This window comes from Micromonospora coerulea, assembly GCF_016598485.1.
GTDB classification, from domain to species: Bacteria; Actinomycetota; Actinomycetes; order Mycobacteriales; family Micromonosporaceae; genus Micromonospora; species Micromonospora coerulea.
In genome coordinates this window covers 115,762-132,473 of the sequence record NZ_JAEMUW010000005.1, presented here as the reverse complement: position 1 = coordinate 132,473, position 16,712 = coordinate 115,762, and the positions used below count along the sequence as shown (strand labels likewise).

At 73.3% G+C, this 16,712-nt stretch carries 15 protein-coding genes; 8 read left to right on the top strand and 7 right to left on the bottom strand.

Translation table 11 applies throughout. The annotated features are described in order from the left end of the window. Positions 1–87 precede the first annotated feature (87 nt). The gene (locus I8N68_RS09065) at positions 88–741 is read left to right on the top strand and encodes a rhomboid family intramembrane serine protease (RefSeq protein WP_200209426.1); all 654 of its coding nucleotides are present in this window, start codon (positions 88–90) and stop codon (positions 739–741) included. A 114-nt stretch (positions 742–855) separates the two neighbouring features. Next, positions 856–1,824, top strand: coding sequence for an NAD(P)/FAD-dependent oxidoreductase (locus I8N68_RS09060; RefSeq protein ID WP_200209425.1), 969 nt, complete (start codon positions 856–858; stop codon positions 1,822–1,824). A gap of 48 nt (positions 1,825–1,872) precedes the next feature. On the opposite strand, the gene I8N68_RS09055 is transcribed toward I8N68_RS09060, so the two are convergent. Continuing rightward, entirely contained in the window at positions 1,873–2,571 is a 699-nt protein-coding gene (locus I8N68_RS09055; protein WP_200209424.1) for a TetR/AcrR family transcriptional regulator, read from the bottom strand. Between the two features lie 145 nt (positions 2,572–2,716). Between I8N68_RS09055 and I8N68_RS09050 the strand changes: the two genes are divergently transcribed. After that, complete coding sequence (locus tag I8N68_RS09050; protein WP_200209423.1) at positions 2,717–3,634, top strand: NAD-dependent epimerase/dehydratase family protein; 918 nt, start codon at positions 2,717–2,719, stop codon at positions 3,632–3,634. 43 nt (positions 3,635–3,677) lie between these two features. Here the strand turns inward: I8N68_RS09050 and I8N68_RS09045 are convergent, their stop codons facing one another. Both I8N68_RS09045 and glpX read right to left on the bottom strand, forming a co-directional pair. Further along, on the bottom strand, positions 3,678–4,649 hold the full coding sequence (locus I8N68_RS09045) for a DMT family transporter (RefSeq protein ID WP_200209422.1): 972 nt from the start codon (positions 4,647–4,649) through the stop codon (positions 3,678–3,680). After that, the gene (gene glpX / locus I8N68_RS09040) at positions 4,646–5,677 is read right to left on the bottom strand and encodes a class II fructose-bisphosphatase (RefSeq protein ID WP_200209421.1); all 1,032 of its coding nucleotides are present in this window, start codon (positions 5,675–5,677) and stop codon (positions 4,646–4,648) included. Before glpX ends, I8N68_RS09045 begins: the two co-directional genes overlap by 4 nt. A 297-nt stretch (positions 5,678–5,974) precedes the next feature. On the opposite strand from glpX, the gene I8N68_RS09035 reads away from it, so the two are divergent. Further along, positions 5,975–6,742, top strand: a complete 768-nt coding sequence (locus I8N68_RS09035; protein WP_200209420.1) for a DUF4245 domain-containing protein — start codon at positions 5,975–5,977, stop codon at positions 6,740–6,742. Positions 6,743–7,001: 259 nt separating this feature from the next. After that, positions 7,002–7,847, top strand: coding sequence for a hypothetical protein (locus I8N68_RS09030; RefSeq protein WP_200209419.1), 846 nt, complete (start codon positions 7,002–7,004; stop codon positions 7,845–7,847). A 46-nt stretch (positions 7,848–7,893) separates the two neighbouring features. On the opposite strand, the gene I8N68_RS09025 is transcribed toward I8N68_RS09030, so the two are convergent. After that, a complete protein-coding gene (locus tag I8N68_RS09025; protein ID WP_200209418.1) occupies positions 7,894–8,106 on the bottom strand; it encodes an exodeoxyribonuclease VII small subunit in 213 nt (70 codons plus the stop codon). A gap of 81 nt (positions 8,107–8,187) precedes the next feature. Then, complete coding sequence (gene xseA, locus I8N68_RS09020) at positions 8,188–9,360, bottom strand: exodeoxyribonuclease VII large subunit (RefSeq protein ID WP_307812729.1); 1,173 nt, start codon at positions 9,358–9,360, stop codon at positions 8,188–8,190. A 172-nt stretch (positions 9,361–9,532) separates the two neighbouring features. Here xseA and I8N68_RS09015 point away from each other — a divergent pair, with 172 nt between their 5' ends. Together I8N68_RS09015 and I8N68_RS09010 are read left to right on the top strand one after the other, a co-directional pair. Beyond that, positions 9,533–10,525, top strand: coding sequence for a 4-hydroxy-3-methylbut-2-enyl diphosphate reductase (locus I8N68_RS09015; RefSeq protein WP_200209416.1), 993 nt, complete (start codon positions 9,533–9,535; stop codon positions 10,523–10,525). A 46-nt stretch (positions 10,526–10,571) separates the two neighbouring features. Further along, entirely contained in the window at positions 10,572–11,006 is a 435-nt protein-coding gene (locus I8N68_RS09010) for a hypothetical protein (protein ID WP_200209415.1), read from the top strand. A 157-nt stretch (positions 11,007–11,163) separates the two neighbouring features. Here the strand turns inward: I8N68_RS09010 and I8N68_RS09005 are convergent, their stop codons facing one another. Both I8N68_RS09005 and I8N68_RS09000 read right to left on the bottom strand, forming a co-directional pair. Next, the gene (locus I8N68_RS09005) at positions 11,164–14,466 is read right to left on the bottom strand and encodes a S8 family serine peptidase (RefSeq protein ID WP_200209414.1); all 3,303 of its coding nucleotides are present in this window, start codon (positions 14,464–14,466) and stop codon (positions 11,164–11,166) included. Between the two features lie 148 nt (positions 14,467–14,614). Further along, positions 14,615–15,805 carry a DNA recombination protein RmuC gene (locus tag I8N68_RS09000; protein ID WP_200209413.1) on the bottom strand — a complete coding sequence of 397 codons (1,191 nt, stop codon included), beginning with the start codon at positions 15,803–15,805 and terminating at the stop codon, positions 14,615–14,617. A 54-nt stretch (positions 15,806–15,859) separates the two neighbouring features. Here I8N68_RS09000 and I8N68_RS08995 point away from each other — a divergent pair, with 54 nt between their 5' ends. Beyond that, positions 15,860–16,705, top strand: a complete 846-nt coding sequence (locus I8N68_RS08995) for a hypothetical protein (protein ID WP_200209412.1) — start codon at positions 15,860–15,862, stop codon at positions 16,703–16,705. The last annotated feature ends 7 nt before the right edge of the window (positions 16,706–16,712 follow it).

Here is a 16,712-nt window from a genome sequence, read left to right as displayed (position 1 = left end):
GGAAATCCGCGCACCCCGCAGTCGTGTTCGGGCGGGACTCGCCCCCACGGGTGGCGGTCTGTCGCGATTGCTGATAGCCATGGGTACGTGACCTGGCGCGGCGGCCCGACGGGCGGCGATCCCCACCGGTTCGGCACCGAAGCGTTCTACGCCTCGCTGGGCCGGGCCTTCGTCGCGATGTGCGCGGTCGTGCCGGTGCTCTTCCTCATCGAGGGCCTCGACGTCGGGCTGCACGCCGACCTCGACCTGGCGGCGGGAATCATCCCGCGCCGGATCCAGGGGCTGGACGGCGTCTTCTTCTCGCCGTTCCTGCACGCCGACTTCAACCACCTCTACAGCAACAGCGTCCCACTGATCCTGCTCGGCACCTTCGTGCTCGCCGCCGGCACCCGCCGCTTCCTCTGGTCCACGCTGATGATCATCCTGGTCAGCGGGTTGGGCGTCTGGTTCACCGGCTCGCCCCACTCGGTGGTGGTTGGCGCCAGCGGCGTCATCTTCGGTTACCTGGGCATCCTGCTCACCCGGGGCGTCGTCGAGCGGAGCTGGTGGAACGTGGCGGTGGTGCTGCTGGTCGGCCTGCTCTACGGCTGGCAACTGCTCGGCATCCTCCCCACCGACGAGCGGATCTCCTGGCAGGGTCACCTGTTCGGGCTGCTCGGCGGGATCGTGGCGGCGATCCTGTTCCGGCGTCGCACCGAGCTGCCGCAGTCGCAGTCGGAGTCGCCGCTCACCCTGCCCTGACCGGCCGGCAGGGCCGTCCGAACGGGTCATGGGACCTGCTTGCCCGCCGGCACCCGCCCGCCTACCGTCGGCATCAGCACACCTTGATCCGTGAGGCGAAAGTGACGGTACGCGATGCGCGAGGTCGATGTCGCCGTGATCGGGGCCGGCCCGGCCGGGCTGTTCGCCGCGTACTACGCCGGGTTCCGGGGGCTCTCCGTGGCGGTGATCGACGCGCTGCCCGAGCCGGGCGGCCAGGTCACCGCGATGTACCCGGAGAAGCTGATCCTCGACGTCGCCGGGTTCCCGGCCGTCAAGGGGCGGGATCTGGTGGCGAACCTGGTCGCCCAGGCGGCGCCGTACGCGCCGGCGTACCTGCTCGGCACCCGGGCGGAGAAGCTCTCCTACGTTGACGGGCAGCCGGTGCTCGGGCTCGCCGGGGGCGAGCAGCTCGGTTGCGGGGCGGTGCTCATCACCGGCGGGCTGGGCAGCTTCACGCCCCGGCCGCTGCCGGCCGCGGAGAGCTTCGTCGGCGCCGGGATCGCCTACTTCGTACCGCAGCCGGCCGAGCTGGCCGGCCGGGACGTGCTCATCGTCGGTGGCGGTGACTCGGCCTTCGACTGGGCCCTGGCCCTCCAGCCGCTGGCCCGGTCGGTGACGCTGGTGCACCGCCGGGAGCGGTTCCGCGCGCACGCGGCGACCGTGTCCCGGGTGCTGGCGCTGCCGGTCCGGGTGGTGGTCAACGCCGAAGTGACCCGGCTGTACGGGGAGGACCGGGTGACCGGTGCGGAGATCGTCGCGCGGGGCGGCGCGGCGGAGACGCTGGCGGTGGACAGCGTCATCGCGGCGCTCGGCTTCACCGCCGACCTGGGCCCGCTGGCGGAGTGGGGGTTGCGCCTGGACCGCCGGCACATCGTGGTGGACAGCGCGATGGCCACGAACCTGCCCCGGGTCTTCGCCGCCGGGGACATCACCGAGTACCCGGGCAAGGTCCGGCTGATCGCCACCGGCTTCGGCGAGGCGGCCACGGCGGTGAACAACGCGGCCGTGGCGATCGACCCGACCGCCCACCTCTTCCCGGGCCATTCCTCCGACGCCGGCTGACGCCGCGGCTTCCGCCGTCGCGGCAGCGCCGGACCGGCCGGGGTCGGGTCAGGGTGAGCGGGGCAGGCCGATCACGTCGGCCATCAGGGCGGTCTGGTGGTCGAAGTACTCGTCCCGGTGCGGGAGCGACCGGTTGATCCGGCCGAAGAGCTCGAAGCTGATCAGCCCGAACAGCTGGGTCCAGCCGGCCATGCCGCGGGCCAGCAGCGCCTCGGGCATGCCCGGGTACAGGCCGGCGGCGATCTCCGCCAGGTCCTCGCGCAGCGGGTCGGGCAGCTCCTCGTCGGGCGGTGGGGTGAGCCGGCCGGTGGCCAGTCCGTCGTGGAGGATGCCGACCAGCACGATCGGGGGACGCTGGGCCGGCCCGACCGTGTCGTCGGGAGCCGCGTACCCGGGGACGGGGCTGCCGTAGAGCAGGGCGTACTCGGCGGGGTGGGCGAGCGCCCAGGCCCGGGCGGCCCGGCACACGGCGTGCCAGCGCCCGCGCAGGTCGTCCCGGGCGACGGCCCGGTCGGCCGCCTCCACCGCCTCGCCGAGGGCGTCGTACGCCTCCAGGATCAGCGCGGTCAGCAGGTCGTCGCGGCTGGGGAAGTAGCGGTAGATCGCCGAGGACACCATGCCCATGTCGCGCGCGACCGCCCGTAGCGAGAGGTTGGCGCCGTCGGTGTCGAGGTGGCGGCGGGCCACCGTCTTGATCTCGTCGAGCATTCCGGCCCGGACCCGGGCCCGCAGGGAGGGAGCGACCATGTCCCCACTCTGCCACGAGTGAGAGCGCCAATCAAAACAGAGAGCACTGCTCTTGACGAGACGGTGCGGGATGCGCCATGCTGGTCCCGTCCTCGACGAGAGCAGTGCTCTCTCATCGGATCCCTGATTCGAAAGGCGGCCTCCCATGGCCCTGCACGTCATCGTCGGCGCCGGCCCGGTCGGCACCGCCACCGCCCGGCTCCTCACCCAGCGCGGCGACCGCGTGCGGGTGGTGACCCGCCGGGGCGCCGGGCCCGAGCACCCCGCGATCGAGCGGGTCGCCGCCGACGCCGCCGACGCCGACCGGCTGACGGCACTGGCCGAGGGCGCCGACGCCCTGCACAACTGCGCCAACCCGGCGTACCACCGCTGGCCCACCGACTGGCCTCCGCTCGCCGCGGCGCTGCTCACCGCCGCCGAGCGCAGCGGCGCCGTGCTCGCCACCGTCGGCAACCTCTACGGCTACGGCCCGGTCGACGGACCGATGACCGAGGACACCCCGCTGGCCGCCCGCGGCGTCAAGGGGCGGGTGCGGAACCGGATGTGGGCCGACGCGCTCGCCGCCCATCGGGCCGGGCGGGCCCGGGTCACCGAGGTGCGCGGCTCCGACTACCTGGGGGCCGGGGCGACCTCCCTGCCGATGCTGGTGCTGCCCCGGGTGCTCGCCGGGCAGCGGGTCTTCCTGCCGGTCGACTGGGACGCCCCGCACAGCTGGACGTACATCGACGACGTCGCCCGTACCCTGGTCGCCGCCGCCACCGACCCGCGGGCCTGGGGGCGGGCCTGGCACGTGCCCAGCGCGCCCGCCGTGCCGATGCGGGAGCTGGCCACCCGGGCGGCGGCCCTGGCCGGCGCCCCGGCGCCCAAGCTGACCCGGATGCCCTACCCGGTGCTCTGGCTCGGCGGCCTGGTCAACCCGCTCGCCCGCGAGCTGCGCGAGACCGCCTACCAGTTCGACCGGCCCTACCTGCTCGAGTCCCGCGCGGCGACCGACGTCCTCGGCGTCGAGCCGACCCCGCTGGACCGCTCCCTCGCCGAGACCGTGGCCGCGCTGCGCCGCTGACCGGCCGCCGCTGGCCGCGACGCCCGCCGACCCCCGGCGGGCGTCAGCGGCGCGGTGCCGGCCCGAGCGCCGCGATCAGGACCGCGACCAGGGTCAGTGCCGCGCCGAGCAGGGTGGTCGGCCCGGGATGCGAGGCCGCGGTCGGCAGGATCAGATCCAGCAGTACGGCGCCGACGATCTGCCCGGCGATGGTGGCCAGCCCCAGCAGCAGCACCCCGGTGAAGCGGACGATGGCGGCGGCCAGCGCGATGAACACGATGCCGATCGGACCGCCCAGGTAGAGCCACGGCTCTGACGGGAAGTCGCCGCTCGGGCGGCCGCGGACCGCCACGTCGATCGCCAGGGCGACCAGCAGGGCCCCCGTGCCCACCGCGAAGTTGACCAGGGTGGCGGCCAGGGCGCTGCCGGCGGCCCCGCGCACCCGCCCGTTCACCGCCTGCTGCCAGGCGATGCCCACCCCGGCCAGCAGCGGCAGCAGCGCCAGCGCCAGGGCGCCCGGGTCGCCGAGCCGGTCACCCACCGCGAGCAGCACCGCCAGCACGGTGAGCACCGCGCCGATCAACCGGTTCGGGGTCACCGGCTGCCGGCCGGTCGGCCCGATGCCGGCCCGGTCCACCAGCAGGCCGCTGCCGGACTGGCCGGCGACCACGGCCACGGTGAAGAGGGCGACGCCGAGCGTGCCGATGGTCAGGCCCTGGGTGGCCACCAGGAACGCGCCGCACACGCCGCCCAGGCACTGCCACGGCCGCAGCGACCCCTCGGCCAGCGCCGCCCGCAACGCGGCCAGGCCCCGCCGGCCGCCCGGCGTGGCGGGGACCAGCATCAGCAGCACCAGCAGGCCCAGGCCGAACGAGACCACCGCGGCGGCGAACCCGTCGGCCAGCCGTACGCCCAACTCGCCGTTGATCCGGGACTGGACGGCCACCGCGACCCCGGAGGCGGTGGCCAGCCCGACGCCGGCGATCCGCCGCGGGGTCGGCAGCGTGGGGGGCGCCGCCGTCCCGACCAGGCTCACTCCTGCTCGGCCAGCGGCCGGCCGTCGAAGTCGACGGCCGAGTAGAGGGCGAGCTTCTCCAGCCGGTGGTACGAGTCGATCACCCGGATCGTGCCGCTCTTGGACCGCATCACGATCGACTGCGTGTACGCCCCACCCGCCCGGTAGCGGACGCCGCGCAGCAGGTCGCCGGAGGTGACCCCGGTCGCCACGAAGAAGCAGTTGTCCCCGGTGACCAGGTCGTCGGTGAGCAGCACCCGGTCCAGGTCGTGCCCGGCGGCGAGCGCCTTCTCCCGCTCCTGGTCGTCGCGGGGCCAGAGCTTGGCCTGCATCGCCCCGCCCATGCACTTGAGCGCGCAGGCGGAGATGATGCCCTCCGGCGTGCCGCCGATGCCCATCAGCACGTCGACGTCGGACTCGCCCCGGGCCGCGGCGATCGAGCCGGCGATGTCGCCGTCGGAGATGAAGCGGATGCCCGCCCCGGTCCGGCGGATTTGCCTGACCAGCTCGTCGTGGCGGGACCGGTCCAGCACGCAGACCGTCACCTCGCTGACGTCCGTGCCCTTGACCTTGGCGATCCGTCGGATGTTCTCCGCCGCACCGGCGTTGATGTCCACCACGTCGGCGTACATCGGGCCGACGGCGAGCTTCTCCATGTAGAAGACCGCGCTCGGGTCGAACATCGCGCCTCGCTCGGAGACCGCGAGCACCGCGAGGGCGTTCGGCATGCCCTTGCTCATCAGCGTGGTGCCGTCCACCGGGTCCACCGCCACGTCCACCTCGGGACCGGTGCCGTCGCCGACCTCCTCGCCGTTGAACAGCATCGGGGCGTTGTCCTTCTCGCCCTCGCCGATCACCACGATGCCACGCATCTGGATCGAGTTGATCAGCTTGCGCATCGCGTCGACGGCTGCGCCGTCGCCGCCCTCCTTGTCACCCCGGCCGACCCACCGGCCGGCGGCCATCGCCGCGGCCTCGGTGACCCGGACCAGGTCGAGGGCAAGGTTGCGGTCGAGATCCTGGGGGATCCGCGTCCTGGTGTTGGTCATGACGGCTTCCTCCTCGCGACGTTGCGGGGTGGACCGGCAGGATGCGGCCGCCGCCGCTGCCGGCGTTGTCGCTGATCCTCACACGATCGCCGATGGCGTGCCGGGCCGGGGCGGGGATGGCGGGGTTCCCGCCGACCGGGCGATCGGGGCACTGAGCCGGCACTTCACTCGCCCGCCCACACCCGGCAACCGAGTTGGGTGTGACCTAGTTCGCTCTCCGCCCACCCGCGGACGGCCGAAGTCGCTGGGGCATCGGTGGGTCGACGGCGCCGATCGGGCGGCTGCGAGAATGGGTGGGTGGAAGCCGCACAGCCAGCCGACCGCGCACCCGCCGACGCGACCCCGCCGGACGGCCAGCCGCCGGTCCCGTCGACCGCCGGGCCGTCTCCGGAGGTCCGGGAGACCGCCCTCGTCGAGCCCGCCACCGGGCCCGCGCCGGTCCTCGAGGCGGGCGAGCCTGCGCTGGTCGAGCCGGCCGACGGGCTGAGCCCGGGCGGGGTGGGCGGCGAGCCGGCCGCCGCCGTCGACCAGCCCGCGCCGCCGGCCCGGCAGGAGAAGGCGCGCTCCGAGCGGTCCCCCCGTGACATGGCGCTCTCGCTGCTCGTGCTGCTGGTCCCCATCGCGCTGCTGCTCGCCTTCTACCGGGGCTTCCTGGGCGGCGACGAGCCCGTCACCGTGGACCCGGCGCCCGCCGTCGAGCAGGCCCGGGCGGCCAACGCCTTCCCGGTCAGCACGCCGGCGGACCTCGGCTCCGGCTGGCGGACCGTCAGTGCCCGGTACCAGACCGAGCCGGCCGGGGCGACGCTGCGGATCGGCTACCTCACCCCGGAGGGCCGTGGCACCCAGCTCGTGCAGAGCAGCGTGCCCGCCGAAAAGCTGCTGCCGGCCGAGCTCAGCGGCGGCCAGCCGCAGGGCACCGCCGACCTGCCGGGCGGGAGCTGGCAGCGCTACACCGCCCGGGGCAACCAGCAGGCGTTGGTGCTGCTCGAACCGACCCGTACGGTGATCGTGGTCGGTGACGCCGGGGACATCGAGCTGCGCCAGCTCGCCAACGCCCTCCGCTGACCCCCGGCGACCCAGCTCGTCGAGGCGTCCGAGCAGACGTACGAGATGTTCAAGGGCTGAGCCCGACCGTGGCCCGCCCTCGTGGGCCGGGTGGACCGGACAGGGATTGCGGAAGGTCGCTTCAGGGAACAGAAGAGGCACGAGCTCACCGGCTCGCTGTGCCGGCCGGACAGGGCTCGTGCGCCGGAGCCGGCGTGAGGGCTCTGGTGCGACGCCTCCGGCGCTTCCGTGGGCCGGACGACCACCTGGAGAGGTTCACGTGATTATTCGACGCTTCAGCGCGGCCGCTTTCGCCGCAGCGCTGCTCACTCCTGGCCTGGCCGCCTGCAACAGCACCGGGACCGGCGAGGCGGGGGCCTCCGCGTCCCCCGCCGTCTCCGGCAGCATCGCGCCGAGCGGCGCCACGCCGGGCACGGGTGACGCCAAGCAGGCGCTGCTGGACTCCACGAATGAGATCCGCAACGGCAACTTCCGGTTCACCATGTCCGGCGCCGGCTCCACGGCCGAGGGCCAGGTGCACGAACCCAGCCAGAGCGCGGAGATGCGGGTGACCATCGGCGACCCGTCCTCCGACCTGATGATCAAGCTGGACCTGATCCACTTCAAGCCGGACAGCTGGGTGAAGGCGGAGCTGGGCGGCAAGGCGGCCAGCAGCGTCCCCGGGGTGCAGAAGCTCAACCTCGGCAAGTACCAGCACCTCGACCAGACCCGGATCAAGGGCAACCGGGCGCTCGGCTTCGACTTCGAGAAGGTCGACCCGGCCGGCAGCGCGGTGTTGACCCAGGGGATCACCGACGTCCGGCAGACCGGCGAGGGCATGTACGCCGGCACGCTCGACGTGTCCAAGGCCGCCGAGGCCGGTTCGCTCGACCCGACCGTGATCACGGCGCTCGGCCCGCAGGCGAAGTCGGTGCCGTTCACCGCGAAGCTGGACCCGCAGGGCCGGCTCAGCGAGATGGTGGTCCAGGTGCCGGCGGCCGGGCAGAGCGCCGCTCAGGACATCAAGATCACGTACTCGGACTACGGCAACGCCACCGCCGCGCAGAAGCCCCCGGCCGATCAGGTCGTCGAGGCGCCGCCGGAGTTCTACAACCTGTTCAACTGAACCGACCGGACGGCGGGGCGGCTGCGGCCGTCTCGCCGTCGCGTGGTCAGTCCTCGGCGCGCTCCCGGGCCGCGTCGATCCGCGCCCGGGCACCGTCCAGCCAGCGCTGGCAGATGTCCGCCAGCCGCTCGCCGCGCTCCCACAGCGCCAGCGACTCCTCCAGCGACGTGCCGCCGGTCTCCAGCCGCTCGACCACCTGCGCCAGCTCGGCGCGGGCCTGCTCGTAGCTGAGCCGCTCGTCCTTCTTCTCGTCAGTCATCGCGTCCATCCCACCACATCCGCTCCCCGTCGCCCGTCCGCCGGTTGCCCGTCCGCCCGTCGCCGGCCCACCCGCGACCCGTCAGCCGTCGACCGTGGCGGCCAGCTCGCCGTCGGCGAGGCGTACCCGCAGCGGGTCGCCCTTGGCCACCTCGGCGGCCGCACGGACCACGTGGCCGTCGGCGCGCTGCACGATCGCGTACCCGCGGTCGAGGGTGGCGGCCGGGGAGAGCGCGCGCAGCCGGGCCAGGGTGTGCCGCAGGTCGTCGGTGGCCGCGCCCAGCCGGTGGTCCAGGCAGCGGTCGGTGCGGTCGCGCAGCGCCGACACCTCGGCCGCCCGCTGGTCGACCATCACCTGCGGCCGGGCCAGCACCGGGCGGGAGCGGAGCAGGTCGAGGCGGTGCGACTCCCGGTCGACCAGGTTGCGCACGGCCCGCTCCAGCCGGGACCGGGCCTGGCCGATGAGGCGTACCTCCTCGGTGAGGTCCGGGACGATCCGCTTCGCCGCGTCGGTGGGCGTCGAGGCGCGCACGTCGGCCACGTAGTCGATCAGCGGGGCGTCCGTCTCGTGGCCGATCGCGCTCACCACCGGCGTACCGCAGGCGAACACCGCCCGGCAGAGCGCCTCGTCGGAGAAGGGGAGCAGATCCTCGATGCTGCCCCCGCCGCGGGCGATGATGATCACGTCGATGGTCGGGTCGGCGTCGAGCACCTTGAGCGCGTCGAGGATCTGCGGGACGGCGCCCGGCCCCTGCACCGCCACGTTGACCGTCCGGAACTCCACCGCCGGCCAGCGCCGCCTGGCGTTGGTCAGCACGTCCCGTTCGGCGGCCGACGCGCGCCCGGTGATCAGCCCGATCCGGCCGGGCAGGAACGGCGGCCGGCGCTTGCGGGCCCGGTCGAAGAGCCCCTCGGCGGCGAGCAGCTTCTTCAGCTTCTCCAGGCGGGCCAGCAGCTCACCGAGGCCCACCTGCCGGATCTCGTCGGCGCGCAGGCTGAGCGTGCCCCGGGCGGCGTAGAACTCCGGTTTGGCGTGCAGCACCACCCGGGCGCCCTCGCGCAGCTCCGGCGCGCCGGCATCCAGTACGTCCCGGTTGGTGGTGACGGTCAGACTGAGATCCGCCGACGGGTCGCGCAGGGTGAGGAAGACGGTGCTCGCCCCCGGCCGGCGGCTGATTTGCGCCACCTGCCCGTCCACCCACACCCAGCCGAGCCGCGCGATCCACGCCGCCACCTTCTGGCTGACCACTCGCACCGGCCACGGCTCTTCCGACGTGCTCCGCTCCGCCTCGCTCACCCCATCACCCTACGGACCTCGGGTCGATCAAGAGGTTTACCGCGTCGGCTCAATCTGCCAGCCCGCGCGGACCCCTGTGGCGCGGGTCGCAGCCGCTGCCGTCCGAAAACCCGACACGTAGGATGGGCGGGTGACTCAGGCTGAGACGACTCCCCGGACCGGCAAGCGCGTGCTCCTGGCCAAGCCGCGCGGCTACTGCGCGGGCGTGGACCGAGCGGTGCAGACCGTCGAGGAGGCGCTCAAGCTCTACGGCGCCCCGATCTACGTGCGCAAGCAGATCGTGCACAACAAGCACGTGGTGCAGACCCTGGAGGCCAAGGGCGCGATCTTCGTGGAGGAGAACGAGGAGGTGCCCGAGGGCGCCACCGTCATCTTCTCCGCCCACGGCGTCGCCCCGGAGGTCTACGAGCAGGCGAAGGCGCGCTCCCTCAAGGCGATCGACGCGACCTGCCCGCTGGTCACCAAGGTGCACCAGGAGGCCAAGCGGTTCGCCGCCGAGGACTACGACATCCTGCTGATCGGCCACGAGGGGCACGAGGAGGTCGTCGGCACCGCCGGTGAGGCTCCCGCGCACATCCAGCTGGTCGACGGCCCGGACGGGGCCGACAAGGTGACCGTGCGCGACCCGAACAAGGTCGTCTGGCTGTCGCAGACCACCCTGTCGGTGGACGAGACGCTGGAGACCGTGGCCCGGCTCAAGTCCCGGCTGCCGCTGCTCCAGTCGCCGCCCAGCGACGACATCTGCTACGCCACCTCCAACCGGCAGCACGTGGTCAAGGAGATCGCCCCCGAGTGCGACGTGGTGGTCGTCGTCGGGTCGCGGAACTCCTCCAACTCGGTGCGCCTGGTCGAGGTCGCCCTGGACGCCGGCGCCCGCGCCGGGTACCTGGTCGACTTCGCCGACGAGATCGACGACGCCTGGCTGGCCGGCGCCGGCACGGTCGGCGTCACCTCCGGCGCCAGCGTCCCCGACGAACTGGTCCAGCAGGTGCTCGCGCACCTGGCCGAGCGGGGCTTCACCGACGTCGAGGAGATCACCACCGCCAACGAGCGGCTGACCTTCTCGCTGCCGCAGGAGCTCAAGCGGGACATGAAGGCCGCCGCGGCGTCCGCCCGCGGCTGACCGGCCGCCGGGAACGGACCACCCCCGCCGTACGTCAGATACCGGTATGAGGAACCTTCGGCTCGCCGTCTCCGCCCTGGTCGTCTGCGCGGCGCTGAGCGCCTGCGCCGGCCAGGCCGGCACGGACGACACCGCCACCCCGACGGGAGCAGCCCCGGTGACCAGCCAGCCGACCCCGGAGCCGACCGCCACCCCGAACGACCCGGGAAACCCGGTCGACCCGCTGCCCACGAACCCGCCGAAGGGCACCCGCGGGCCCACGAAGCCGCCGCCGGCCGAAGAGACCGTCCTGACCGGCACCATCCAGGCCGGGGTCGAGCCCAACTGCCTGCTGCTGGACGGCAACCTGCTGATCGGCGGCCCCCGCGACGTGCTGAAGCCCGGCGCCCGGGTCACGGTCACCGGCCGCTCCCAGCCCGGCATGATGACCACCTGCCAGCAGGGCACCCCCTTCGTCGTCGAAGCCGCCCGCCCCGCCTGACGCCGCCCGCCCCGCCCCGGTGGGTTGATCATGAAGCTTGTCGCTCGCATCGGCGTGTCGCGACAACAACGTCACGATCATCCGGGGGGTCGGGGGCCGGAACGGGAGGAGCCCCGCCCCCGGGAACGGGGGCGGGGCTCCGTGCTGCGGTGGGCGGTCAGTTCACCGCGCCGATGGCCACCGAGCCACGGCCGACGACCGCGCCCTCGGTGGTGGTGACGGCCAGGTCGCCGTAGAGCTCACGACCGGCGGCCGGGGTGGCCAGGGCGGTCACCGTACCGGTCAGGGTCGCGGTGGCGCCGTTGGCCAGGGAGAGCGGGGTGGTCGGGGCGGACAGCGAGCCCAGCGCCGCAGCCGAGAACGAGTCCCGGTAGTCGTACGCGGTGCTGGTGCCCGGGCCGTCGACGGCGTACCCGTCGATCCGGACGCGGTAGGTGCCGGCGGCCGGGTTCTTCAGGGTCACCGCCTCTTCGGAATCACCGTCGGCCGCGCGGCCGACCTCGGTGGTGCCGAGGAAGACGTACAGGTCAAGGTCGGCACCGAGGTTGGCGGTGTTGCCGATCCGGGCGGTGAACGTGGTCGCCCCCGCCGGAACGTCCACCAGGTACTCCTGCACGGCGCCCTCGGCGATGGTCGGCCGCTCGGCGCGCACACTGGCCAGCGGGCCACCCACGCCGGTCACCTGGACCGGGCCGAAGGTGTTGGTCAGGCCCCAGCTCACCTCGGTCGGCGCGCCGGCGGTCACCGACGGCAGCTCGACCACGGCCGGCTCGACCGTGACGCCCTGCACCCGCACCTGGAGCTGGAACGGGTTGTCCAGCGTCGGCGAGGTCCGCCGCGACTCCACCTCGATCTCCCAGACACCCGGCATCGGGTTCTGGTAGTCCCGCTCCTGCGGCTTGCAGACGGCGGCGTCGGAGAAGTTGGTGTAGCAGCCCGTGCTCGCGGTGCTCTCCACCGGGACGCCGTACGGGTTGAAGGCGATGAACCGGGTCTGCGAACCGGTCGCGATGCCGGAGAGGTTGACCTGGAGCGCGCCCGCGCCCTGCGGCACCGTCACGAAGTACGAGGTGAAGCTGTTCCGCTCGACCGAGCCCTCGGCGGAGAAGGAGTAGTTCGGGGCCGAGACCGTGTCGGCGGCGACCACGACGGTGGCGACCTCGAAGTCGACCACCGAGGTGGTCGGGTCGTCGATGGTCATGATCGCGCCGTGCGCGCCGACGGTCAGCGGCTTGGCCTTGACCTTGACGGTGACGGTCTTGTTCAGCGGCAGCCAGACGGTCAGCGGCGCGTTGAAGGTGCCGTCGTTGCCCCGGAAGGCGACATTGTGCGCGATGCCCTTGTTCGGGCCGCTGGTCCGGGTCAGCTTGACCTCGTAGTAGCGACTCTCCTTGACCTGCTGGCCACCGCGGTCGGCGGCGCACCGGTTGTAGATGCCGGTGCCCACGTTCGGGCTCGGCTCGAAGGTGCCGGCGGCCGGGTTGAACTTCGTGAGGTTCTCCGACAGCTCGGTGCAGACCGGCGCCGCGGAGGTGTAGGTCCGGGTCGGCACGCCGGCGGCGAGCAGGTCCCAGGCACCCGGGGTGTTGACCATGCCGTAGCCCTGGGCGTACGTGGGGACGCCCGTGATCGGCTTGGCGGAGGTGTAGAGGGCGCGGCGCAGGGCGGCCGGGCTGACCGCCGTGCCGTTGGCCTTGGCGGCCGAGAGCAGCAGCGCGGCGGCGCCGGTGGTCTGCGGCGAGGCCATCGAGGTGCCGTTGAGCATCTGGTAGCCCGGGGGCAGCGGGTAGCCGGCCTCGGGGACCGGGACGCCGGCCTGCCAGGTCGGGGCCGTGGAGATGGCCGAGCCGGGGGCGGAGATGCTTGGCTTGAAGCCGCCGTCCTCCCGCGGGCCACGGGAGGAGAAGTTGAACAGCGCGTTGTCCTTGCGGACGACCGAGCCGTAGTTGGCCAGCCAGGTGTCCTTGCTGATGCTCGCGGCGACGCTGATCACGTCGGTGGCGACGGACGGGTCGCCCACGGTGTTCAGGCCCGGGCCGGAGTTGCCGGCCGAGATGATGAGCTGGACGCCGTAGGTGTTGATCAGCGAGTTGTAGAGGTTGGCGCGGGCGTTCGCGCCGTCGTTCAGCGCCGGCAGGCCGCCGATCGACATGTTCACCACGTCGACCTTGCGGTTGACCACCAGGTCCACCATGCCGGTGGTGAGCGCGGCGGCGGTGCAGCCGCCACCCCAGGAGCAAGCCCGGGCGGAGACCAGCTTGGCGCCGGGGGCGGCGCCGTCGAACGCGCTGTTGCCGAGCATGTCGTTGGCGGCGGTGATGCCGGCGACGTGCGTGCCGTGGGTCGCCTCGATGATGCCGATGTTCACGTAGTCGTACGGGCCCGGGAGGCCGATCGGCGAGGTGTCCACATTACGGCGGTACTCGACGACGAACGGCATCTGCTCGCGCACCGCGGTCGCCGGGTTGTCCGTGCCGAAGTGACCGACCTGGAACTTCTCCTTGTACGGCCGCATCAGCGCGTCGTCGGTGAAGTCCTTGTTCTGGTTGACGTCCACCCAGATGTTTCCGGTGGCCTGGTCGTAGAGGATGCCCCAGGTGTCGGTCTTGTCGCCGTCCCGGTTGACGTCGCCGGCCGGGTCGCTGGCGGCGGTGATGGACTCGCTGAACAGGTTGAACCGGTAGGTGCCGGCCGGGGCGGTCCAGGTGGCACCCGCGATGGCGAAGCTCGGCCCGGTCACCTCCGCCTGCATCCGGCGCCAGGTGGCGTCCTCGAGCGGGTCCGTTGCGGTGACCCAGTCCACGATCTTGCGCTCGCCGGTGGTGGTCTGCTGCAGCGCCGGCTGGTCCAGGTCGATGCCGGAGTCCATGATGCCGATGGTCACGCCGCGGCCGTCCCACGCCGGGTGGGCGGCCTTGAAGGCCTCCGCGCCGGTCTCGTTGGTCGGCATGTACGGGTTGACCGCGCCGGTGTCGCCGCCGGGGCCGGCGAGGGTCTCGCCCTGCTCGGCGGTCTTCGCGCCGGCCGGGGCGGCCTCGGGGGTCGGGTCGGGGAGCTTGATGGTCTCGTCGAGGTCGACGGCCGAGACGCCGGGGAGCGTGGCGGCCTTGAGCACCTTCGCCGTGGGAACCTTGGCGAGCAGGTAGCCGACCTGGTCGTAGCGCTGGCTGACCGAGGCACCGAGGCCCTTGAGGCCGTCGGCGACCTTCTTCGCCGAGCCCTTCTTGGCCGCGATGATCAGGGTGACGGTCGGGGCGTGCTTCGCCTCCGCCTCGTCGAGCAGCTTGGCGTCGTGCGCGCCCAGCGTCTCGACGGCGGTCGGCTGCGAGGCGTCGGGGGTGGTGGCGGGGGCTGCGCTCGCGGTTGCGGCGCCGCCTCCCACGGTCATGGCGCCGGCGGCCAGGACCGAGGCGAAGAGCGCGGCGGAGGTACGCCGGCTCCGGTTGCGGGGTTGACTCACGTTCTCTTCCTCCAGAGAACAGGGCCCTTCAGAAACAGGGCACGCGTGAGCGAAATCCTTCGCGGTGGTCCGTGTCGATGTCACTACTCCGAAGTAGGTTGTGACCGGTCCGTGACGTGAGTCGGCCCTCAGCGTCACGTTCCTCGTGTTAAACGTCGATGTCTGATGACCGTTCAGCCGATGTGGACCGACCCTCGTCCATGGGCCCGACCAGCTCCGGGGCCTGCGGCTGGCGGGGTGCCACCTCCACCTGCGCCGGGGCGGCCAGTTCCTGGTCGGAGACGCCCAGCTCGGCCAGCTTGCGCGCGCTGACCAGCACCCGTGCCTCCAGCGACCCGACCGCCCGGTTGTACGCGGTCACCGCCCCGCCGAGCGACGACCCGAGCTTGCCGACGTGGTCGCCCAGGGTGGACAGTCGCCCGTACAGCTCGCGGGCCAGGGAGTGCACGGCCACCGCGTTGCGCGCCAGCGCCTCCTGCCGCCATGAGTAGGCCACCGTGCGCAGCAGCGCCACCAGGGTGGCCGGCGTCGCCAGCACCACGTCGCGGGCGAAGGCGTGCTCCAGCAGCGTCGGGTCGCGCTGCAACGCCACGTCGAGGAACGGGTCGGCCGGTACGAAGAGCACTACGAACTCCGGCGTCGAGTCGAACGCCGCCCAGTAGGTCTTGGCCGCCAGGGCGTCCACGTGCGCCCGCAGGTGCCGCGCGTGCGCGTCGAGATGGGTGTCCCGCCCCCGCTCGTCGCGCGCCTCCATCGCGGTCAGGTACGCGTCGAAGGGCGCCTTGGCGTCGACCACCACGCTGCGCCCGCCGTGCAGCCGGACCACCAGGTCGGGGCGGACCCCCTGGTGGTCGGTGGCGGCGGTGACCTGTTCGGAGAAGTCGCAGTGCTCCAGCATGCCGGCGGCCTCGACGATCCGGCGGAGCTGGTGCTCGCCCCAGCGCCCCCGCACCTGGGGCGCGCGCAACGCGGCCACCAGCTGCTTGGTCTCGGTGCGCAGCTCCCCGGAGACCGTGCTCATCGCCCGGACCTGCTCGCGCAGCTCGGCGTACGCGTCGATCCGGTCGTGCTCCAGCTCGGCGACCCGCTGCTCGTACCGCCGGAGGGTGTCGTGCAGCGGGGCCACCGCCCGGGCGACCGCCTCCTGCGACTGGGCGGTCGCCTCGTAGCTGAGCGCGCGCATCGACTGCTCCAGCCGCCCCTCGCCGGCCCGGTTGGCCTCCAGGGTCGCCTCCAGCCGGGCCACCTGCGCCGCCGTGCGGGACCGGGCGGCCAGCCAGCCGACCGCGGCGCCGGCGGCGAGGCAGAGCAGCACCACGGCCAGCGTCGCGAAGTCCATGCCGGAAAGCTTGCCAAACGGGTACGACGGGCGCCCGGTGGGTACGTTCGACTCATGGAAGTTGCCCTGTGGGTGATCCTGATCCTGTTACTCGGAGGTGCTTTCGTGCTCTGGCGGTGGGGGAGGAGGTCGCGGCAGGCCACTGAGCTGGCCGACGCCCGCGCCGAGGCGCAGCGCTGGTACGAGCGCCTCGGTGGCCAGCTGATGAACCTGCACGGCGACGCCCCGGCGGTGCGGCAGGCGCTGGCCGACGCGGGCGAGCGGTACAACGCCGCCGGGTCGCAGCTGGAGCAGGCGCGCAGCCCGCACCAGTTCGCGCTCGCCCGGGAGACCGCCCTGGAGGGGCTGGCGTACATCCGGGCCGCGCGGACGGCGATGGGCATCGACCCCGGTCCCGAGCTGCCGCCGCTGGCCGCCGCCCGGGGCGCCGGCATGCTCACCAAGGAGCGCGAGGTCAACGTGCAGGGCCAGACCTACCGGGCCGGCCCGCAGCCGGGCAACCAGACGCCCTACTACTACCCGGGCGGCAACTGGCAGGGGCGGTCGGTGCCGGCCGGCTGGTACTCGACACCCTGGTGGAAGACCGCGCTGGGCACCGGGGCCGGCGTGCTCGGCGGCATCCTGATCGCCGACGCGCTCTTCTCGCCCGCCTTCGCCGACCCGGGCTACGAGGCCGGCTACCAGGAGGGCCTCAACGACGGCCAGGACCAGGGCGGCGACTACGGCGACCAGGGCGGGGACTACGGCGACCAGGGCGGCGGCGACCAGGGCGGCGGCGACTACGCCGGGGACTTCTCCGGCGGCGGCGACTTCGGCGGCGCTGGGGACTTCGGCGCTGGGGACTTCGGCGGCGGCGACTTCGGCGGCGGTGGGGACTTCGGCGGCGGCGGCGACTGGTGACCGCCGG

What these genes read in the sequence shown, in the direction of transcription:
- I8N68_RS09060 (WP_200209425.1), top strand. Translation starts at nt 856, where the DNA reads ATGCGCGAGGTCGATGTCGCCGTGATCGGGGCCGGCCCGGCCGGGCTG.
- I8N68_RS09055 (WP_200209424.1), bottom strand. Translation starts at nt 2,571, where the DNA reads ATGGTCGCTCCCTCCCTGCGGGCCCGGGTCCGGGCCGGAATGCTCGAC.
- I8N68_RS09050 (WP_200209423.1), top strand. Translation starts at nt 2,717, where the DNA reads ATGGCCCTGCACGTCATCGTCGGCGCCGGCCCGGTCGGCACCGCCACC.
- glpX (WP_200209421.1), bottom strand. Translation starts at nt 5,677, where the DNA reads ATGACCAACACCAGGACGCGGATCCCCCAGGATCTCGACCGCAACCTT.
- I8N68_RS09025 (WP_200209418.1), bottom strand. Translation starts at nt 8,106, where the DNA reads ATGACTGACGAGAAGAAGGACGAGCGGCTCAGCTACGAGCAGGCCCGC.
- I8N68_RS09010 (WP_200209415.1), top strand. Translation starts at nt 10,572, where the DNA reads ATGAGGAACCTTCGGCTCGCCGTCTCCGCCCTGGTCGTCTGCGCGGCG.
- I8N68_RS09000 (WP_200209413.1), bottom strand. Translation starts at nt 15,805, where the DNA reads ATGGACTTCGCGACGCTGGCCGTGGTGCTGCTCTGCCTCGCCGCCGGC.
- I8N68_RS08995 (WP_200209412.1), top strand. Translation starts at nt 15,860, where the DNA reads ATGGAAGTTGCCCTGTGGGTGATCCTGATCCTGTTACTCGGAGGTGCT.